General features: G+C 74.4%; 12 protein-coding genes and 2 tRNA genes. 8 read left to right on the top strand and 6 right to left on the bottom strand.

The window, feature by feature from the left end:
* Positions 1–34: 34 nt before the first annotated feature.
* The 3 genes from MA879_RS09605 to MA879_RS09595 all read left to right on the top strand — a co-directional run bounded on the left by MA879_RS09605 (position 35) and on the right by MA879_RS09595 (position 3,131).
* Entirely contained in the window at positions 35–520 is a 486-nt protein-coding gene (locus MA879_RS09605; protein WP_248125648.1) for an RrF2 family transcriptional regulator, read from the top strand.
* Complete coding sequence (locus MA879_RS09600; RefSeq protein WP_248125645.1) at positions 517–1,845, top strand: MFS transporter; 1,329 nt, start codon at positions 517–519, stop codon at positions 1,843–1,845. Before MA879_RS09605 ends, MA879_RS09600 begins: the two co-directional genes overlap by 4 nt.
* Before the next feature lie 101 nt (positions 1,846–1,946).
* Positions 1,947–3,131, top strand: coding sequence for a globin domain-containing protein (locus MA879_RS09595; RefSeq protein ID WP_248125642.1), 1,185 nt, complete (start codon positions 1,947–1,949; stop codon positions 3,129–3,131).
* Positions 3,132–3,218: 87 nt separating this feature from the next.
* Here MA879_RS09595 and MA879_RS09590 read toward each other — a convergent pair whose 3' ends face one another.
* Positions 3,219–5,066, bottom strand: a complete 1,848-nt coding sequence (locus MA879_RS09590) for a phosphoenolpyruvate carboxykinase (GTP) (RefSeq protein WP_248125639.1) — start codon at positions 5,064–5,066, stop codon at positions 3,219–3,221.
* A gap of 239 nt (positions 5,067–5,305) precedes the next feature.
* Here MA879_RS09590 and MA879_RS09585 point away from each other — a divergent pair.
* Positions 5,306–5,382, top strand: a tRNA-Arg gene (locus tag MA879_RS09585).
* Positions 5,383–5,430: 48 nt separating this feature from the next.
* Here the strand turns inward: MA879_RS09585 and MA879_RS09580 are convergent.
* From MA879_RS09580 to upp, 4 genes are all read right to left on the bottom strand, one after another.
* Complete coding sequence (locus tag MA879_RS09580; RefSeq protein ID WP_248125636.1) at positions 5,431–6,438, bottom strand: peptidoglycan recognition protein family protein; 1,008 nt, start codon at positions 6,436–6,438, stop codon at positions 5,431–5,433.
* A 29-nt stretch (positions 6,439–6,467) separates the two neighbouring features.
* Complete coding sequence (locus MA879_RS09575; protein WP_248125633.1) at positions 6,468–6,992, bottom strand: SixA phosphatase family protein; 525 nt, start codon at positions 6,990–6,992, stop codon at positions 6,468–6,470.
* Between the two features lie 52 nt (positions 6,993–7,044).
* A complete protein-coding gene (locus MA879_RS09570) occupies positions 7,045–7,818 on the bottom strand; it encodes a winged helix-turn-helix domain-containing protein (protein ID WP_248125630.1) in 774 nt (257 codons plus the stop codon).
* A 386-nt stretch (positions 7,819–8,204) separates the two neighbouring features.
* Positions 8,205–8,840, bottom strand: coding sequence for a uracil phosphoribosyltransferase (gene upp, locus MA879_RS09565; protein ID WP_248125627.1), 636 nt, complete (start codon positions 8,838–8,840; stop codon positions 8,205–8,207).
* A 42-nt stretch (positions 8,841–8,882) separates the two neighbouring features.
* Here upp and tadA point away from each other — a divergent pair, with 42 nt between their 5' ends.
* Both tadA and MA879_RS09555 read left to right on the top strand, forming a co-directional pair.
* Positions 8,883–9,434 (top strand): tRNA adenosine(34) deaminase TadA, encoded by a 552-nt coding sequence (gene tadA / locus MA879_RS09560; protein WP_335342048.1) that lies wholly within the window; start codon positions 8,883–8,885, stop codon positions 9,432–9,434.
* A gap of 50 nt (positions 9,435–9,484) precedes the next feature.
* Positions 9,485–9,575: transfer RNA gene (locus tag MA879_RS09555), tRNA-Ser, on the top strand.
* Positions 9,576–9,639: 64 nt separating this feature from the next.
* Here MA879_RS09555 and MA879_RS09550 read toward each other — a convergent pair.
* Positions 9,640–10,737, bottom strand: coding sequence for an alpha/beta hydrolase (locus tag MA879_RS09550; RefSeq protein ID WP_248125624.1), 1,098 nt, complete (start codon positions 10,735–10,737; stop codon positions 9,640–9,642).
* 84 nt (positions 10,738–10,821) lie between these two features.
* Here MA879_RS09550 and MA879_RS09545 point away from each other — a divergent pair, with 84 nt between their 5' ends.
* Both MA879_RS09545 and MA879_RS09540 read left to right on the top strand, forming a co-directional pair.
* Positions 10,822–11,280 carry a 23S rRNA (pseudouridine(1915)-N(3))-methyltransferase RlmH gene (locus tag MA879_RS09545; RefSeq protein ID WP_248125621.1) on the top strand — a complete coding sequence of 153 codons (459 nt, stop codon included), beginning with the start codon at positions 10,822–10,824 and terminating at the stop codon, positions 11,278–11,280.
* On the top strand, positions 11,273–16,303 hold a 5,031-nt coding region (locus MA879_RS09540), incomplete at its 3' end, for an Lhr family ATP-dependent helicase (RefSeq protein ID WP_248125618.1). The genes MA879_RS09545 and MA879_RS09540, both read left to right, overlap by 8 nt.

Genomic DNA, 16,303 nt, shown 5'->3' with positions numbered 1-16,303 from the left:
GAAATGTCGTAGGGGCGGGTGGGACAATGGGCCCATGAAGCTCAACGCGTTCACCGACGTCTGCCTCCGGGTCCTGATGACCCTGGGTCGGGACGCGGGCACCAAGCTCACCACGCAGCAGATCGCGGACCGGATCGCCGTGCCCTACAACCACGTGGTCAAGGCCGTGGGCGAGCTGCGCCGTCACGGGCTCGTGGACGTCGCCCGGGGGCGCACGGGCGGCGCCGTCATCACGGAGGCCGGCCTGGACCAGCGCATCGGCCGGCTGGTGCACGAGCTGAACACCCGCCCGGAGATGGTGGACTGCACCGGCCTCGAGAGCGGGGTCCCCTGCCCGCTGCGGGACGGGTGCGGGCTTCGCCTGGCCCTGGCCCGCGCCCGGGACGCGTTCTACGCGGAGCTGGACCAGTATCGGGTCCGGGACCTCACCGCCCACAACGAGACGTTCCTGGGCCTGCCGGCGGTCGGCCGCCCCGCGCCCGGAAGCCCGGCGGACCGACCCGACGCGATTCCCGCATGACCGCCGCGGAGCGCCTGTACTCCCGCCTGGTCCGGCGCGACGCCGACGCCGAGTCCGCCCTCGACCCCACGGTGCGCACCGACCTGCCGGCCAACGGCGTCCGGCTGGTCACCGCGCAGGCGCTGCAGTCGGCCGGGGACCAGACCGTGAACGCGTCCACGGTGCTCACCTGGCTCTTCCACGCCCTCGGCGTGCCAGTGGGACTGGCGGGCCTGCTCGTGCCGATCCGCGAGTCCGGATCCCTGCTCCCCCAGGTGTTCCTCACCCCGCTCGTGATGCGCGTGCGCGGACGCCGGCACGTCTTCGCCGCCGGCGCGGGGGTGCAGGCGGCGGCGGTGGCGGCCATGGCCCTCACCGCGGCGGTCGGCACCGGGCTGACGGCCGGCGTCGTGATCCTGGCGGCGCTCGCCGTGGCGGCGCTGGGGCGATGCCTGTGCTCGATCGCCTCGAAGGACGTCCAGGGGCGCACCGTGCCCAAGGGCGAGCGCGGGCAGATCACGGGCGTGTCCACCATGGTGGCCGGCGTCGTCGCGCTCACGCTGGGCCTGGGGATCCGCCTGCTGGGCGGAGACGCGCCGGGCACGGGGGTCCTGGCGGCCCTGCTGGGCCTGGGCGCCGCCCTGTGGACAGCCTCCGCCCTCGTGTACGGCCGGGTCCGCGAGCCCGAGCCGCCCGCCCCCACCGCGGACGACGACGGCGCCCCCGACGTGGCCGCCCGCCTCACCTCCGCGTTCCGGGACGACCCGCAGTTCCGCCGGTTCGTCACGGCCCGCTCGCTGCTGCTGGTCTCCGCGCTGAGCCCGCCGTTCATCCTGGCCCTCGCCCTGGCCGCCGGGACGTCGGGGCTGTCCGGGCTGGGCGGGTTCATCCTGGCCTCCGGCCTGGCCGCGCTGCTGGGCGGCCGGGTGTTCGGGCGCCTGGCCGACCGCTCGTCTCGCCTGCTCATGACCGGCACCGCGCTCGCGGCCAGCCTCGTCCTGCTGACCCTGCTGGGCGTGATCGCGCTCGCCGGCGGGCCCGCGGCGATGGGGCCCAGCCCGGCCACGGAGGCGCTCTTCGTGGGCGCGTACTTTCTGATCGCGCTCATCCACACGGGCGTGCGGGTGGGGCGCAAGACCTACGTGCAGGACATGGCGGAGGGGGACCGACGCACGCTCTACGTGGCCGCCGGCAACACGACCCTCGGGGTCGTGCTCCTGGTGGTGGGCGGGATCAGCTCCGCCCTGGCTGCCGTGGACCCGCAGTGGGCGGTGCTGTTCCTGGCCCTCCTGGGCCTGGCCGGGGTGGTCACCTCCTGGAGCCTGCCGGAGGTGTCCCGGGGCTGACGCGGCGCGCAGTGCCGCCGCGGCGGCGCCCTATGGCGGTGGTCCGCCCTCCGATGTAATCTCGCATATAAAATGCCAGTTATTTCGACCAGGAGGCCCTCGTGCTGTCCGAGAAGTCCCGCCCCGTGATCGAGGCGACGGCCGCCGTCGTCGCGGAGCACATGCCCGAGATCACCCCGAGGTTCTACGCCCACATGTTCGAGGCCCACCCCGAGCTCATGGACGGCACCTTCTCCCGCGCCAACCAGCGCAACGGCGAGCAGGCCCAGGCCCTGGCCGGCTCGATCGTGCACTTCGCCGTGCACCTGCTCGAGCACCCGGACACCCTCCCCGAGACGGTCCTCGCCCGCATCGCGCACAAGCACACGGCGCTGGGCATCACCGAGGACCAGTACCAGATCGTCTACGAGAACCTCTTCTGGGCCATCGCCCAGGTGCTCGGCGACGCCGTCACCCCCGAGGTGGCCGAGGCCTGGACCGAGGTCTACTGGCTCATGGCGGACGCCCTCATCAAGCTGGAGAAGGACCTGTACGCGAAGCAGGCCAACGACAAGATGTGGACGGACTGGAGGGTCGCCTCCAAGGAGCCGACCGGCAACGCCGCCGTCACGTTCCGCCTCGAGCCGGCCGACGACACCCCGCAGACCCCCGGCCGGCCCGGCGGCTACGTCTCCGTGCGCATCAAGGTCGCCGACGGCCTGCGCCAGGCCCGCCAGTACTCGCTCTCCGGCGACGCCGCGGCCACCGACCACCGCCTCATCACGGTGAAGCTGGACGAGGCCGGCGAGGTCTCGCCCGTGCTCATCCAGAGCGTGGAGGTCGGCGACGTCGTGGAGGTGTCCAACCCCTACGGCGACATCACCCTGCAGGACTCGGCCGCCCCGCTGGTGCTCATGACCGCCGGCATCGGCATCACCCCGGCCGCCGCGATCCTCTCCGCCCTGGCCGAGCAGCGCTCCGACCGCACCGTGCGCCTGATGCACGGCGACGCGTCCTGGGACTCCGTGGCCCTGCGCGACCAGGTGCTCGAGGCCGTCCAGGCCCTGCCGGACGCGCAGGCCGACCTGTGGCTGGGCGTGGTCCCGGAGCAGGCCCCGGAGGGCGTCACCGTCCACGAGGGTCAGGTGGACGCCTCCCAGGTGGAGCTGCCCGCCGGCGCCGAGTACATCCTCTGCGGCCCGCTGGCCTTCATGCAGTCCGCGCGCTCCTCCCTGATCGACGCCGGCGTGCACGCCACCTCCATCCGGTACGAGATCTTCGGCCCGGACCTCTGGCTGGCCGCCTGAGCGGCCTCAGCGTCCGCTCGACGACGTCGGCCCCCGCCTCCACGAGGGACGCGGGAGCCGACGTCGTCCGCGGTCCAGGCCGCCGGATCAGGCCTGCGCGAAGCGCTCCTTCTGGGCGGCGAAGCGGTCCCGGATGGACTGCGGCAGGGAGTCGCCGAACTGGCCGAGCCACTCCTCGATCAGCTCGTTCTCCTTCTCCCACTCCGCCGGGTCCACCTTGAGGGCGTCCTCGAGGTCCTCATCCTTCACGGTGATGCCGGTGAGGTCCAGGGAGTCCTTCGTGGGGGTCACGCCGATGGGGGTCTCGACGCCCTCGGCCTTGCCTTCGAGACGCTCGACGACCCACTTGAGCACGCGGGAGTTCTCGCCGAAGCCGGGCCAGGCGAAGCCGCCGTCGCGGTTGCGGCGGAACCAGTTCACCAGGTAGATGCGGGGCAGCTTCTCCGGGTCCGCCTTGCCGGACTCCTCGGCCCAGTGGGCCAGGTAGTCGCCGGCGTCGTAGCCGAGGAAGGGGAGCATGGCCATCGGGTCGCGGCGCACCACACCCACCGCGCCCGCCGCGGCGGCGGTGGTCTCGGAGGAGAGGGTGGCGCCCTTGAGGATGCCGTCCTCCCAGTCCAGCGCCTCGGTCACCAGCGGCACGGTGGTCTTGCGGCGACCGCCGAAGAGGATGGCGTCCAGCTTCACGCCCTCGGGGGCGAAGTACTCGTCCGCGAGCATGTCCGTCTGGTCGATCGGGGTGCAGAAGCGGGAGTTCGGGTGGGCGGCCTTCGTCTCGGACTCGGGGGTCCAGTCGTTGCCGCGCCAGTCGATGAGGTGGTCGGGGGTGTCGTCCGTCATCCCCTCCCACCAGACGCCGCCCTCGTCCGTGAGCGCCACGTTGGTGAAGATCGAGTTGCCCTTGGAGATCGCGCGCATGGCGTTGGGGTTGGTGGACCAGCCGGTGCCGGGGGCCACGCCGAAGTAGCCGGTCTCCGGGTTGATGACGCGGAACTCGCCGTCCTTGCCGGCGCGGATCCAGGTGATGTCGTCGCCCAGGGTCTCGGCCTTCCAGCCCTCCACCGTGGGGTCGATCAGCGCGAGGTTGGTCTTGCCGCACGCCGAGGGGAACGCGCCGGCGATGTGGTAGGCCCTGCCCTCCGGAGAGGTCAGCTTGAGGATCAGCATGTGCTCGGCGAGCCAGCCCTCGTCCCGCGCCATCACGGACGCGATGCGCAGGGCGTAGCACTTCTTGCCCAGCAGGGCGTTGCCGCCGTAGCCGGAGCCGTAGGACCAGATGGAGCGCTCCTCCGGGAAGTGCACGATCCACTTGGTGGGGCTGCACGGCCACGGAACGTCCTCCTGGCCCGGCTCCAGGGGGGCGCCCACGGAGTGCACGGCGGGGACGTAGAAGGCCTGCTCGCGGGACATCTTGTCGAGGACCTCGGTGCCGATGCGCGCCATGATGCGCATGGACATCACCACATAGGCGGAGTCGGTGACCTCGACACCGTACTTGGGGTCCTCGGCGTCGAGGTGGCCCATCACGAAGGGGATGACGTACATGGTGCGGCCACGCATCGAGCCGGCGAAGGCGTCGTCCAGGATGCCGTGCATCTCGTCCGGGTCCATCCAGTTGTTGGTGAACCCCGCGTCCTCCTCCTTCTCGGAGCAGATGAAGGTGCGGTCCTCCACGCGGGCCACGTCGGCCGGATCGGAGAACGCGGCGTAGGAGTTGGGGAACTTCTCCTCGTTCAGCTTCGTCAGCGTGCCGGCCTCGACGAGCTCGGCGGCGAGACGGTCGTACTCCTCCTGGGACCCGTCCACCCAGTGCACCGCGTCCGGCTGGGTGAGCTCGGCGATCCCGGCGACCCAGTCGCGCAGCCGCGCGTAGTCCGTGGGCGCGTCCTGCGTGGCGAGATCCGCGAACGAGGTGATGGCGTTGTCGTCAGCCATGGTGGGGTGTCCTCCCATTGGGGTCCTGGGCCGTCCCGTACCCACCACGGGCTGTGCGCACCCGTGGCGGGTGCACCACGTCCTTGTGGTCGCACGGTCTGGGGCCAGAGTACCCGAGGCAGGCGTAGAATCCCCCGTCGCGAAGCGCACGACGACGGCGCAGCGACCCCGATTTGCATCGCCCCGCAGGGGGTGTGTACAGTTCTACGAGTTCGAGCCGCTCCGGCGGATCGGCATCAGCGCCCATAGCTCAGCTGGATAGAGCGTCTGTCTACGGAACAGAAGGTCAGGGGTTCGAATCCCTTTGGGCGCACCACAGCGAAGGCCCCCTCCTCATGGAGGGGGCCTTCGTCGTCGTGCATGGTCAGCCGTGGGGCAGGAGCCGCCGCCAGGTCACGGGGCCCACGAAGCCGTCCGCCACGATCCGCTCCGCACGCTGGAAGGCGACGACGGCGGCCCGGGTCCGCGTCGCGAACGTGCCGGTGTCCGGCACGGGGTGCCCGGCAGAGGTCAGCAGGCGCTGGGCGCGCCGGACGTGGCGCCCGCGGCTGCCCGGGCCCAGCACCGGCAGTGAGGCCGCCTCCTCCGCCGGCGCGCGGCGCGCCCCCGCCGGATGCCCGGGGAGCCGGGAGACCGACAGGACGCCGGAGTCGAGGGTCCGGGCGACGTCGCGGCGCAGGGTGTCCAGCTGCGCATGGAAGGCGTCCCCGGGGCATTGGGTGGCCCGGTGGTCCCGATGACCGCTGATGGCAGAGGGGCGGATCCCGTACCGCCGGCAGATGTGGGCGGCCAGCTGCACGAGCGCACGGTACTGCGCCGGGGTCGGCAGGGCCGTCGTGTAGGTGCCCTCGCACTCGATGCCGAGCTTCCCGGTGTTGGCGCCGCCCACGTGCGCACCCTTGACGTAGGCGTCCCCCGCCCGCAACGCCGCGAGCGAGCCGGTGCGTCCCTCCAGGCAGTGGCCGCCGCGTGTCACGGTGAAGTGCTGGCCGGAGTCGTCGAAGCCGGCCCGGTCCATGTGGTCCGCCTGGCATTGCCGGGCCAGGGCGAACGCATGGTCCAGGGACGTGGCGGACGTGTTCGGCGATGCCATGTGGTGGATCACCAGCTCCGTGGGCCGCCCCGGGGTCCGCGCGGTGCGGACGCGGCGGGCCCCCCACGCCGCGGTCGTGTGCACCACGGGCCCGGCGAAGGCGTGGGCCGGGGCAGCGGCGGCGGCCGTCCCGGCGGCTACGACGGCGGCCATCGCCCCGGCCAGGGCGGTGCGGCGTCCCGCCGGTGCGGGGCCGGCGGCCCGGTGACGGGGCAGGGGTGCGGGGCCGGCGCCGAGGGCGTGGCGCGGGCGGTGCGCGGGGCGGGGGGCACGGGTCATGGTCGGGACTCCCGGTGGGTCGACGGCCGTCAGCGACCGGGGACGGCGAAATGGGTCAGGGTCGCGTCGCGACCGTCCAGCTCGGCCCAGGGCGTCTCCACCCGGAACACCTGGAGGCCGAGGGTGGGCAGGTGCTCGCTCATGCTCAGGGCGGCCTCCTGGTCGGAGTCCAGGCTCATGAGCCGCATGCCCAGGTCCTGGAGCCACGGCATGTGGCCCACCACGATCAGGCTCCGCACGGTCTCCTCGGTCTCGTTGACCACGGCCAGGGCCCGTGCGGCGTCGGCGGAGTACAGGCGACCGTCGAGATAGGGGGTGGGGGCGGCTTCGCCGAGCCGCTCGGCCACCCACACCCACGTCTGGCGGGTGCGGAGGGCGTCGGAGACCACCGCCGCCTCGGGCACGATCCCGTGCTCGAGCAGCCACTCGCCGGCGCCGGGCGCCTGGCGATGGCCGCGCTCGGCCAGGGGCCGGTCGTGGTCGTCCACGCCGCCCGGCCACCCCGCTGTGGCATGGCGGAGCAGGACGAGGGTCTTCGCGTCGAGGCCGCTCATGGAGCCCAGGCTACTGACGACGTGCCCGCCGCGGGGACCGGGACGGGGCGGATCAGATGGAGTACTCCGGAGCAGCCCATACCACGACCTCGGGGTGGCGATAGAAGCGGTAGCCCTGGCCCCGCACGGTGCGCACGGTGTTGGCCAGCCGGCCGAGCTTCGCCCGGAGGCGGCGGATGTGCACGTCGATCGTGCGCTCGTTGGGGACCTCGTCCGAGTTCTTCCAGAGGCTCTCCAGCAGCTCCTCGCGGCCGACCGTGCGCTCGCCGTTCTCCACCAGGTAGGTGAGCAGCTCGAACTCCTTGAACGTGAGGTTCAGCGACTCGCCGTCCAGCTGCACCTCCCTGCGGGACAGGTCGATCAGCACACCCGGCTGACGCGTGGACACCGGCGCGGGGGCCTGCGCGAGGTCGGGGCGGACGGCACCCTGCACGGTGGGGTCGCCGAGCACCTGGCGGACCACCTCGAGGTCCCGGCCGGAGGCGCCCGCGGGGGCCAGCGCCACGGCGGCGTGGGACTCGGAGCCGGGCACGAGCGACTCCACGTAGTGGCGCAGCTCGTTCGCCAGCCGGGTCAGGGAGGTGCCGGCCGCGGAGGCCATGAGCTCGTCCATGCCGACGTAGATCACGAAGCCGCGGGCCTCGTTCTCCCGCGCCACCGCCTGGGGGCCCGGCACGCCGTTGGGTGCCAGGACGGGGGTGGGGGCGGTGTGCGTGGACTCGGGCTCCTGGGCCAGGCGCAGGTCGCCGCGGCGGGCACGGGAGTGGTGGGCCCGGCGCTGCGCATGGCGCACCGAGATGTGGACGTAGCCGGCGGTCTCACCCATGACCCTCACTCCTCCTGCGATGGCTGCCCCGCCCTGGCACCGTTCGCCGGGCGTCGGCGTCATGTGACAACAATGTGACGCCACGCGGCGTCACGCAAACCGGGCAGGTAGGAACGTCTCACCATGTGGGCAGATCGGCCATTTTTGTGAGACATATCACTATTCCGTGACCCGAATGGAGCTCGGAGACCCCGGTCACACTTCCCACCTCGAGTGGGGCCAGCGCCACGCCGGGCGGCCCCCCCGGTCAGCTCTTCGGAATATTTATGCGCCCCGTCTTGCATATCCGCCCCTCCGTGTCGACGACGCAGCCCGCGACGTCGGCGATGGGGGACGGCTGTTCCATCAGGTGGAATGACACCGCCGCAGTGTGAAGGTGGCGGTGGTCACTCCGCCAGCCCGTAGAGGCGGTCGCCGGCGTCGCCGAGCCCCGGGACGATGTACGAGCGCTCGTCGAGGCGCTCGTCCACGGCGGCGAGGTAGAGGTCCACGCTGTGCTCGCCGAGCGCCTCCTCGAGCCGGGCCACACCCTCGGGCGCCCCGAGCAGGCAGAGGCAGGTGACGCGCTCGGCGCCACGCTCGTAGAGGAAGCGGATCGCCTCGATGAGGGTGCCGCCCGTGGCGAGCATCGGGTCCAGGACGAACACGTGGCGGCCGGTGAGGTCGGTGGGCAGGCGCTCGGCATAGGTGACGATGTCCAGCGTCTCCTCGTTGCGCGCCATGCCCAGGAAGCCCACCTCCGCCGAGGGGGCCATCTTGGTCATGCCCTCGAGCATGCCGAGGCCGGCGCGCAGGATCGGCACGATCAACGGGCGCGGCCGGGCCAGGGTGGTGCCCGTGGTCGTCGCCACGGGGGTCTCGACCTCCACCGACTCCACGGCCACGTCCCGAGTGGCCTCGTAGGCCAGGAGCATCACCAGCTCCTCGGCCAGCTGGCGGAAGATCATGGAGGGGGTCCGGCGGTCGCGCAGGACGGTGAGCTTGTGGGCCACGAGCGGGTGGTCGACGACGTGAAGGCGCATGGCGCCCACGGTACCGCCCGCCACGGCACGTAGCCTGGGCATGTGTCCGTTGCCCCCTCCCCCGCGCCCACCGCCGAGCAGGAGCACGCCTGGATGGGCCTGGCCCTCGAGGCCGCCCGCGCCGCCGGAGCGGCCGGGGACGTGCCGATCGGCGCGGCCCTGGTGGGCGAAGACGGGGAGGTGCTCGCCGTCGTCGCGAACGAGCGGGAGCGGCACCACGACCCGACCGCCCACGCCGAGGTGCTCGCCCTGCGCCGTGGCGCCGAGGCCCGCGCCGCCGCAGGGGCCGGAGACGGGTGGCGGCTGTCCGACTGCACCCTCGTGGTGACCCTCGAGCCGTGCCCGATGTGCGCCGGGGCGCTGCTGCTGGCGCGCGTGCCGCGCCTCGTCTTCGGTGCGTGGGACCCCAAGGCCGGAGCGTGCGGGTCCGTGCTGGACGTGGTGCGGGACCCCCGCCTCAACCACGACGTCCATGTGCGCGCGGATGTGCGCGGGGACGAGTGCGCCGCCCTGCTGCGGGAGTTCTTCGCGGCCCGCCGCGGCGAGGAGGCCGGGACGGCCGCAGGCGACGACGACGGCGCCCGCCCCGCCTGAGCGGGACGGTTTGGGGGCGGCCGCGGCGCTCGGGTAGGCTGTGCCGGTCTGGTGACGTGTCCGAGCGGCCGAAGGTGCAGCACTCGAAATGCTGTGTACGGTAACCCCGTACCGTGGGTTCAAATCCCACCGTCACCGCCAGATGTGAAGCCCGGGAGCCTCGTGCTCCCGGGCTTCCGCCATGCCGGGGCGGGACGGGGCGCGCTCAGCCGGGCATGACCGCGTCCAGGAACGCGGCCACCGCCGCCCAGGACACGGTGGCGTGCACCGCGGTGCGCGGCAGGTGTGCGCGCAGCACGTCCGTGGGGCCCAGGCGGCGCGTCATCATGCCCAGGTCGTGGCCGGCCCCCGCCACCGAGTAGAGGGCCGTGGGCAGGCCGCGCTCGGCGAACACGGAGTAGAGCCCGCGGCTCTGCAGGTAGGGGACCTCGTGGTCGTCCCGGCCGTGGATCAGCAGGGTGGGCGGGGAGTCCGGGGTCACATGCACCTCCGGCCGGGCGAGCCGGGCCAGCTCGGGACGCGCCATGACGGGCGCCCCCAGCATGCGGGACTTGGTGCTGGCCTCGTCCAGATGGCAGTGCTCCAGCCTCTGCCGCCGGTTGAGGGCGGCGCACGCCCCGCGGGGCATCTGGACGTTCATCTGCAGGAAGTCGACGGGCGCGGCGCACTCCACGATCGCCTGCACCGCGTCCTCGGGCGGGATGGCGTGGCCGCCCGCGGGGACCTCGGAGCCGGGGAAGGGGACGCGGGAGCGGTCCAGGTCCCGGCCCCCGGTGAGCCCGGCCATGAGCGCGTTCCACCCGCCCGAGGAGTTGCCGCCCACCGCGATCCGGCCGGGATCCAGCCCGAACTCGGCCGCGTGGGCGCGCACCCAGCGCACCGCCGCCGTCGCGTCCAGGACCTGGGCGGGGAAGGTGCCCTGCGAGGAGCTGCGCACGGAGAAGGCCGCCACCGCGTAGCCGGCCGGGACCATGCCGCGGGCCACGTCCCGGCCGCCCTGGAAGCCGCGGTCGGAGCGCCATCCGAAGCCGTCGTTCCACACGAGCACGGGGAACGGGCCGGAGCCGGGCGGGGTGTGGACGTCCACGCGGCCGGCCGCGCCGGGCAGGTCCGCGTACGTGTGCCCCAGGCTCGAGCGCATCCCGAACAGGGCGGCCAGCCGGTCCTCCACCGTCGCGGGGGCCAGGGACGTGTCCCGCTCGAACAGGACGGCCGTGAGGGCCACGCCGGCGGCCCCGAGCCCCAGTCCCAGGGCGGTGCGCCGACCGAGGCGGCCGCCGTCGTCGTGTGTGCCCGCGTCCATGTCCACCCCCTCGTCTCCGGTGCCGCCGAGCCTAGTGGAGGGGCGGGACGTATCCCGTCCGCCCCCGGTGCCATGATGGTCGGCATGTCAGTGCGGGTGTTGGCCATCGGCAAGAAGCACGAGTCCTGGGTGTCCGAGGGGATCACCCGCTACGAGCGGCGCCTGAAGCGACCCTACGACCTCACGTGGCAGCTGCTGCCGCACTCCTCCCGGCAGGAGGAGGCCGCGCGCGCAGAGGAGTCCGAGCGGATCCTCGCCAAGGTGGGCGCGGACGAGCACCTGATGCTGCTGGACGAGCGCGGGAAGGGGTTCGACTCCCCCGGCCTGGCCGCGCACCTGCAGGGGAGGTTCAACGCCGGCACGCCCGTGACCATGGTGATCGGCGGGGCCTATGGGGTGGACGAGCGCGTGCACGCCCGCGCGGACCGCGTGTGGTCCCTCTCGGGACTGGTGTTCCCCCACCAGCTGGTGCGCTTGATCCTGGCCGAGCAGGTCTACCGCGCGCAGGAGATCTCCGCGGGACGGCCGTACCACCATGCCTGAGGCGGGCGGCGGGGCCCCGCAGACCACCCCCACGCCCGAGGCCGGGGCCGTCCTGGCCCGGTTCAGCGAGCCCACGCGCCGCTGGTTCACGGGCGCGTTCGCGGGGCCCACGGCCGCACAGCTGGGCGCGTGGGACGCGATCTCCTCCGGCCGGCACGCCCTGGTGATCGCCCCCACCGGCTCCGGCAAGACCCTCTCCTCCTTCCTGTGGGCGCTGGACTCGTTCGTGCGGGAGCCCGCGGACTCGGAGGCCGCCGCCACCCGCGTGCTGTACGTGTCCCCGCTCAAGGCCCTCGGCGTGGACGTGGAGCGGAACCTGCGCGCCCCCCTGATCGGCATCACCCAGACCGCGAAGCTGCTGGGCAGCCCCGTGCCGGAGGTGCGGGTGGGCGTGCGCTCGGGGGACACGCCCGCAGCCGAGCGCCGGCGGCTCCTGCAGGACCCGCCGGACATCCTCATCACCACGCCCGAGTCCCTGTACCTCATGCTCACCTCGAAGGCCCGCTCCGCACTGAAGGGCGTGCGGACCGTGATCGTGGACGAGGTGCACGCGGTGGCCGGCACCAAGCGCGGGGCGCACCTGGCCGTCTCGCTCGAGCGTCTGGACGCGATCCTGGACGCCCCGGTCCAGCGCATCGGCCTGTCCGCCACGGTGGAGCCGGCCTCCGAGGTGGCCCGGTTCCTGGGCGGGATGCAGCCGGTCAGCGTGGTGCGGCCCGTCTCCGCCAAGCGCTGGGACCTCACCGTCACCGTGCCCCTGCCGGACATGACGGACCTGGCCACCCCGCCCGCGAGCGCGGCTGCCACGGCGCAGGCCGGCGGGGAGCCGACCACGGGCGGATCGATCTGGCCCCATGTGGAGGAGCGGATCGTGGACCTCGTGTCCCAGCGCCGCTCCACACTGGTGTTCGCCAATTCGCGGCGTCTGGCCGAGCGGCTCACGGGCCGGCTCAACGAGATCTGGGAGGCCCGCCGGGAGGCCGCCGAGGCCACGCGGGACCCGGACCTGGCCCCCGGGTTCCGGGACGCCCCGGACGCCCCCCGGGACGGGGCCGCCCAGGACCTGGGCCCCGACGACGTCGCCACGCCCCCCACCGCGGGCGACCTCGTCTCGGCGTGGTTGGGCTCGGCCGCCGGGGAGGCCCCCGGCGCCCCGGGCGCAGGGCAGCGCGCGGGGCGCGGGCCGGCGTCGTCCCCCGCGCAGGTGGCCGGGCAGACGGGCACCGGCTCGGGCACGGTGTCCGACTTCGCGCGCGCCCACCACGGCTCGGTGTCCAAGGAGCAGCGGGCGATCGTGGAGGAGGCGCTCAAGACCGGTCAGATCCGGTGCGTGGTGGCCACGAGCTCGCTCGAGCTGGGCATCGACATGGGCGCGGTGGACCAGGTGGTCCAGGTGGAGTCCCCGCCGTCCGTGGCCAGCGCCCTGCAGCGCGTGGGCCGCGCCGGCCACCAGGTGGGCGAGATCTCCCGCGGCGTGTTCTTCCCCAAGCACCGCGGGGACCTCGTGGACACCGCCGTGGTGGCCGAGCGCATGGCCGCCGGGCGCATCGAGTCGCTGCGCATCCCCCAGAACCCTCTGGACATCCTGGCCCAGCAGACGGTGGCCGCCGTCGCCCTCGAGGACGTGGACGCGGAGGAGTGGTTCGACCTCGTCCGCCGCTCCGCCCCGTTCTCCGCGCTGCCGCACAGCGCGTACGAGTCCGTCCTGGACCTGCTGGCCGGGCGCTACCCCTCGGACGAGTTCGCCGAGCTGCGCCCGCGCATCCTGTGGGACCGAGAGCTCGGGGAGCTCTCCGGGCGTCCCGGGGCGCAGCGGCTGGCCGTGACCAGCGGCGGGACCATCCCGGACCGCGGCCTGTTCGGCGTGTTCCTGGCCACCGAGTCCGCCGGGGAGTCCGGCGCCGCCGCCTCCGCCGGGGACACCGGCGAATCCGCCGCCGACGCCGGGTCGAAGCGCTCGGGCGGCCGGCGCGTGGGCGAGCTGGACGAGGAGATGGTCTACGAGTCCCGCGTGGGGGACGTGATCCTGCTGGGCGCCACGAGCTGGCGGATCGTGGACATCACCGCGGACCGCGTCCTCGTCCTGCCCGCCTACGGCCAGCCCGGCAAGCTGCCGTTCTGGCGCGGGGACGCGGCAGGCCGGCCCGCGGAGCTGGGCGACGCCGTCGGGCGCTTCCGGCGCGAGCTGGACGCGGACCCCGAGGCCGCCCGCGACCGCCTGGCCGCCGCCGGCCTGGACGAGTGGGCGCGGGACAACCTGCTGAAGTACCTCGCGGACCAACGCGAGGCCACGGGCCGGCTGCCCACCGAGCAGACCCTGGTGGTGGAGCGGTTCACGGACGAGCTCGGCGACTGGCGCGTGGTGCTGCACTCCCCCTACGGCATGGCCGTGCACGCGCCGTGGGCGCTCGCCGTGGGCGCGCGCCTGGCCCAGCGGTACGGGCTGGAGACCGGCTCGGGGGCGGCCATGGCGGCCGACGACGGCATCGTGCTGCGCATCCCCCTGATGGACGCCGAGCCGCCGGGGGCGGAGCTGTTCGAGTTCACGGCGGAGGAGCTGGACGAGATCGTCACGGCGGAGGTCGGCGGGTCCGCGCTGTTCGCCGCCCGGTTCCGCGAGAACGCCGCCCGCTCCCTCCTGCTGCCCCGGCGCAACCCGGGCCGGCGCACGCCCCTGTGGCAGCAGCGGCAGCGCTCGGCGCAGCTGCTGGACGTGGCCCGGAAGCACCCGCAGTTCCCCGTGATCCTGGAGACCGTCCGCGAGGTGCTGCAGGACGTCTACGACCTCCCGGCGCTCAAGGACGTGGCCGGGCGGATCGCCTCGCGCGCCATCGGCATGGTGGAAGTCACCACCTCCGCCCCGTCCCCGTTCGCCCAGTCCATCCTGTTCGGCTACGTGGCGCAGTTCATCTACGAGGGCGACTCCCCGCTGGCCGAGCGTCGCGCCGCCGCCCTCTCCCTCGACCCCGCGCTGCTGAGCGAGCTGCTGGGCACCGAGGAGCTGCGCGAGCTGCTGGACCCCGCCGTGATCGCCCACGTGGAGGAGGAGCTCCAGCGCCTCACCCCGGACCGGCGCGTGCGCGGGGCCGAGGGGCTCGCGGACCTGCTGCGGATCGTCGGGCCGCTCACCGTGGCCGAGGCCGCCCGCCGCACCGAGCGGGCGCCGGGCGCCGGGGCGGACGGGGCGGACGGGGCGGAGGCCGACGACGACGCCCACCAGTCCGCCGTGGCCGCCCACCTCACGGAGCTGGAGCGCTCCGGCCGGGCGTTCCGGTTCCGGCGCGAGGGCGAGGAGGCGTTCGCCGCCGTCGAGGACGCCGCGCGCCTGAGGGACGCGCTCGGCGTGCCGATCCCCATGGGCGTGCCCGTGGCGTTCCACGAGCCCGTGGAGGACCCACTCGGGGACCTCGTCTCCCGCTACGCCCGCACCCACGGGCCCTTCACCGCCACCGAGGCGGGCACCGCGCTGGGCCTGGGCGGCGCCGTCGTCCTGCCGGTGCTGCAGCGGCTGGCCGCCGAGCGGCGCGTCTCCCAGGGCGCCTACCGCCCGGACGGGACCCCCGGGGCCACCGGCCTGGAGGCGGAGTGGATCGAGGCGGACGTGCTGCGCAAGGTGCGCCGGCGCTCGCTGGCCGCGCTGCGCGCCGAGGTGGAGCCGGTGGAACAGGCCGCCTACGCCCGGTTCCTCGCCGACTGGCATCACCTGCGCCCGCGGCCCGGCCGGCCGTCCCCGGCCACGCTCGAGGGCGTGGACGGCGTGGCCACCGTGCTGGACCAGCTGGCCGGAATGCCCCTGCCCGCGAGCGCGTGGGAGTCCCTCGTGCTGCCGGCGCGCGTGAAGGACTACCGGCCCGGGCTGCTGGACGAGCTGCTCGCCACGGGCGAGTACGTGTGGTCCGGCACCGCGGAGGGCTCCCGCAACGACGGCTGGGTGGCCCTGCACCCCGCCGACGCCGTGGACCTGACCCTGCGGGTGCCTGAGCCGCGCACCGAGGACGTGCCCGCCGCGCGCCTGGCCCTGCGCGAGCACGTGCTGACCGTGCTGGCCGGCGGCGGCGCGTGGTTCTTCCCGCAGCTGGTGGAGCGGGTGCGGGCCGAGGCGGCGCGCGCGGCCGAGGGCGAGCCGCCGCGCGCGCCCGAGGTGCTCGCCGCCCTGTGGGACCTCGTGTGGGCCGGGCGCGTGGGCAACGACACCTTCGCCCCCCTGCGCGGGCTGCTCTCCCTCGGGAAGACGGCCCACCGGACCGGCCGGCAGACCCCGCGCGCCCGCACCGCGCGCACGGGAGCGGGCCGGGCCGGGGGTGGACGCGGGCTCGGCGGCCGACTGGCCGGCGTGCGCGGCCGGGGTCGGTACGCCGGGCTGGCCGCGGCCGACGGCGGCACGTCCGCCGGCCTCGGCGCTCCGGCCCCCGGCATGAGCGGACTCTCCGCCACGGAGGAGGCCCGCGCGGCCGGGCGCTGGACGCTGCTGCCCTCCCCCGAGCCGGACCCTACGATCCGCGCGCACGCCGCCGCCGAGGTCCTGCTGGACCGGTACGGCGTGATCACCCGCGGCTCCGTGGTGGCCGAGGAGGTCCCCGGCGGGTTCGCGGGCCAATACCAGCTGCTCACCCGCATGGAGGACGCCGGGCAGGTCCGGCGCGGGCACTTCGTGGACCGGCTCGGCGGCGCGCAGTTCTCCACGGGCGCCGTGGTGGACCGGCTGCGCTCGTTCCAGCGGGACGAGGACGGCGGCGCCGACGCGGCGGCGGACGGCACGCCCGACGACGCCGCGCCCGAGGCTGCCCCCGAGGCCGCCCCCGAGGCCGCCCCCCGCCTGGACGCGTTCGGCCTGCCGATCGCCGAGGGACCCCGCACCGACTGGTCCACGTGGACCCCCGAGGGCGGCGCCGCCCCCAAGGCGTGGCCTCCGCCGGTGCACGACGCCTCCCCCGGACACGGCGGCCGCCCCGGCGGCCCCAGCGCACCCGGCGGGCCCGGCGCACCCGGCGGGCCCCGCGAGGACCCGCCGCCTCGGAAGAGC

Source organism: Micrococcus lacusdianchii (assembly GCF_023155805.1).
Lineage (GTDB): Bacteria > Actinomycetota > Actinomycetes > Actinomycetales > Micrococcaceae > Micrococcus > Micrococcus lacusdianchii.
This window is presented reverse-complemented; position numbering and strand designations above follow the sequence as displayed.

Bases quoted from the DNA above. Each gene is read 5' to 3' on its own strand.
- MA879_RS09575 (WP_248125633.1), bottom strand. From the start codon at position 6,992: ATGAGCGGCCTCGACGCGAAGACCCTCGTCCTGCTCCGCCATGCCACA.
- MA879_RS09550 (WP_248125624.1), bottom strand. From the start codon at position 10,737: ATGGACGCGGGCACACACGACGACGGCGGCCGCCTCGGTCGGCGCACC.
- MA879_RS09590 (WP_248125639.1), bottom strand. From the start codon at position 5,066: ATGGCTGACGACAACGCCATCACCTCGTTCGCGGATCTCGCCACGCAG.
- MA879_RS09605 (WP_248125648.1), top strand. From the start codon at position 35: ATGAAGCTCAACGCGTTCACCGACGTCTGCCTCCGGGTCCTGATGACC.
- MA879_RS09580 (WP_248125636.1), bottom strand. From the start codon at position 6,438: ATGACCCGTGCCCCCCGCCCCGCGCACCGCCCGCGCCACGCCCTCGGC.
- MA879_RS09545 (WP_248125621.1), top strand. From the start codon at position 10,822: ATGTCAGTGCGGGTGTTGGCCATCGGCAAGAAGCACGAGTCCTGGGTG.
- upp (WP_248125627.1), bottom strand. From the start codon at position 8,840: ATGCGCCTTCACGTCGTCGACCACCCGCTCGTGGCCCACAAGCTCACC.
- MA879_RS09570 (WP_248125630.1), bottom strand. From the start codon at position 7,818: ATGGGTGAGACCGCCGGCTACGTCCACATCTCGGTGCGCCATGCGCAG.
- MA879_RS09600 (WP_248125645.1), top strand. From the start codon at position 517: ATGACCGCCGCGGAGCGCCTGTACTCCCGCCTGGTCCGGCGCGACGCC.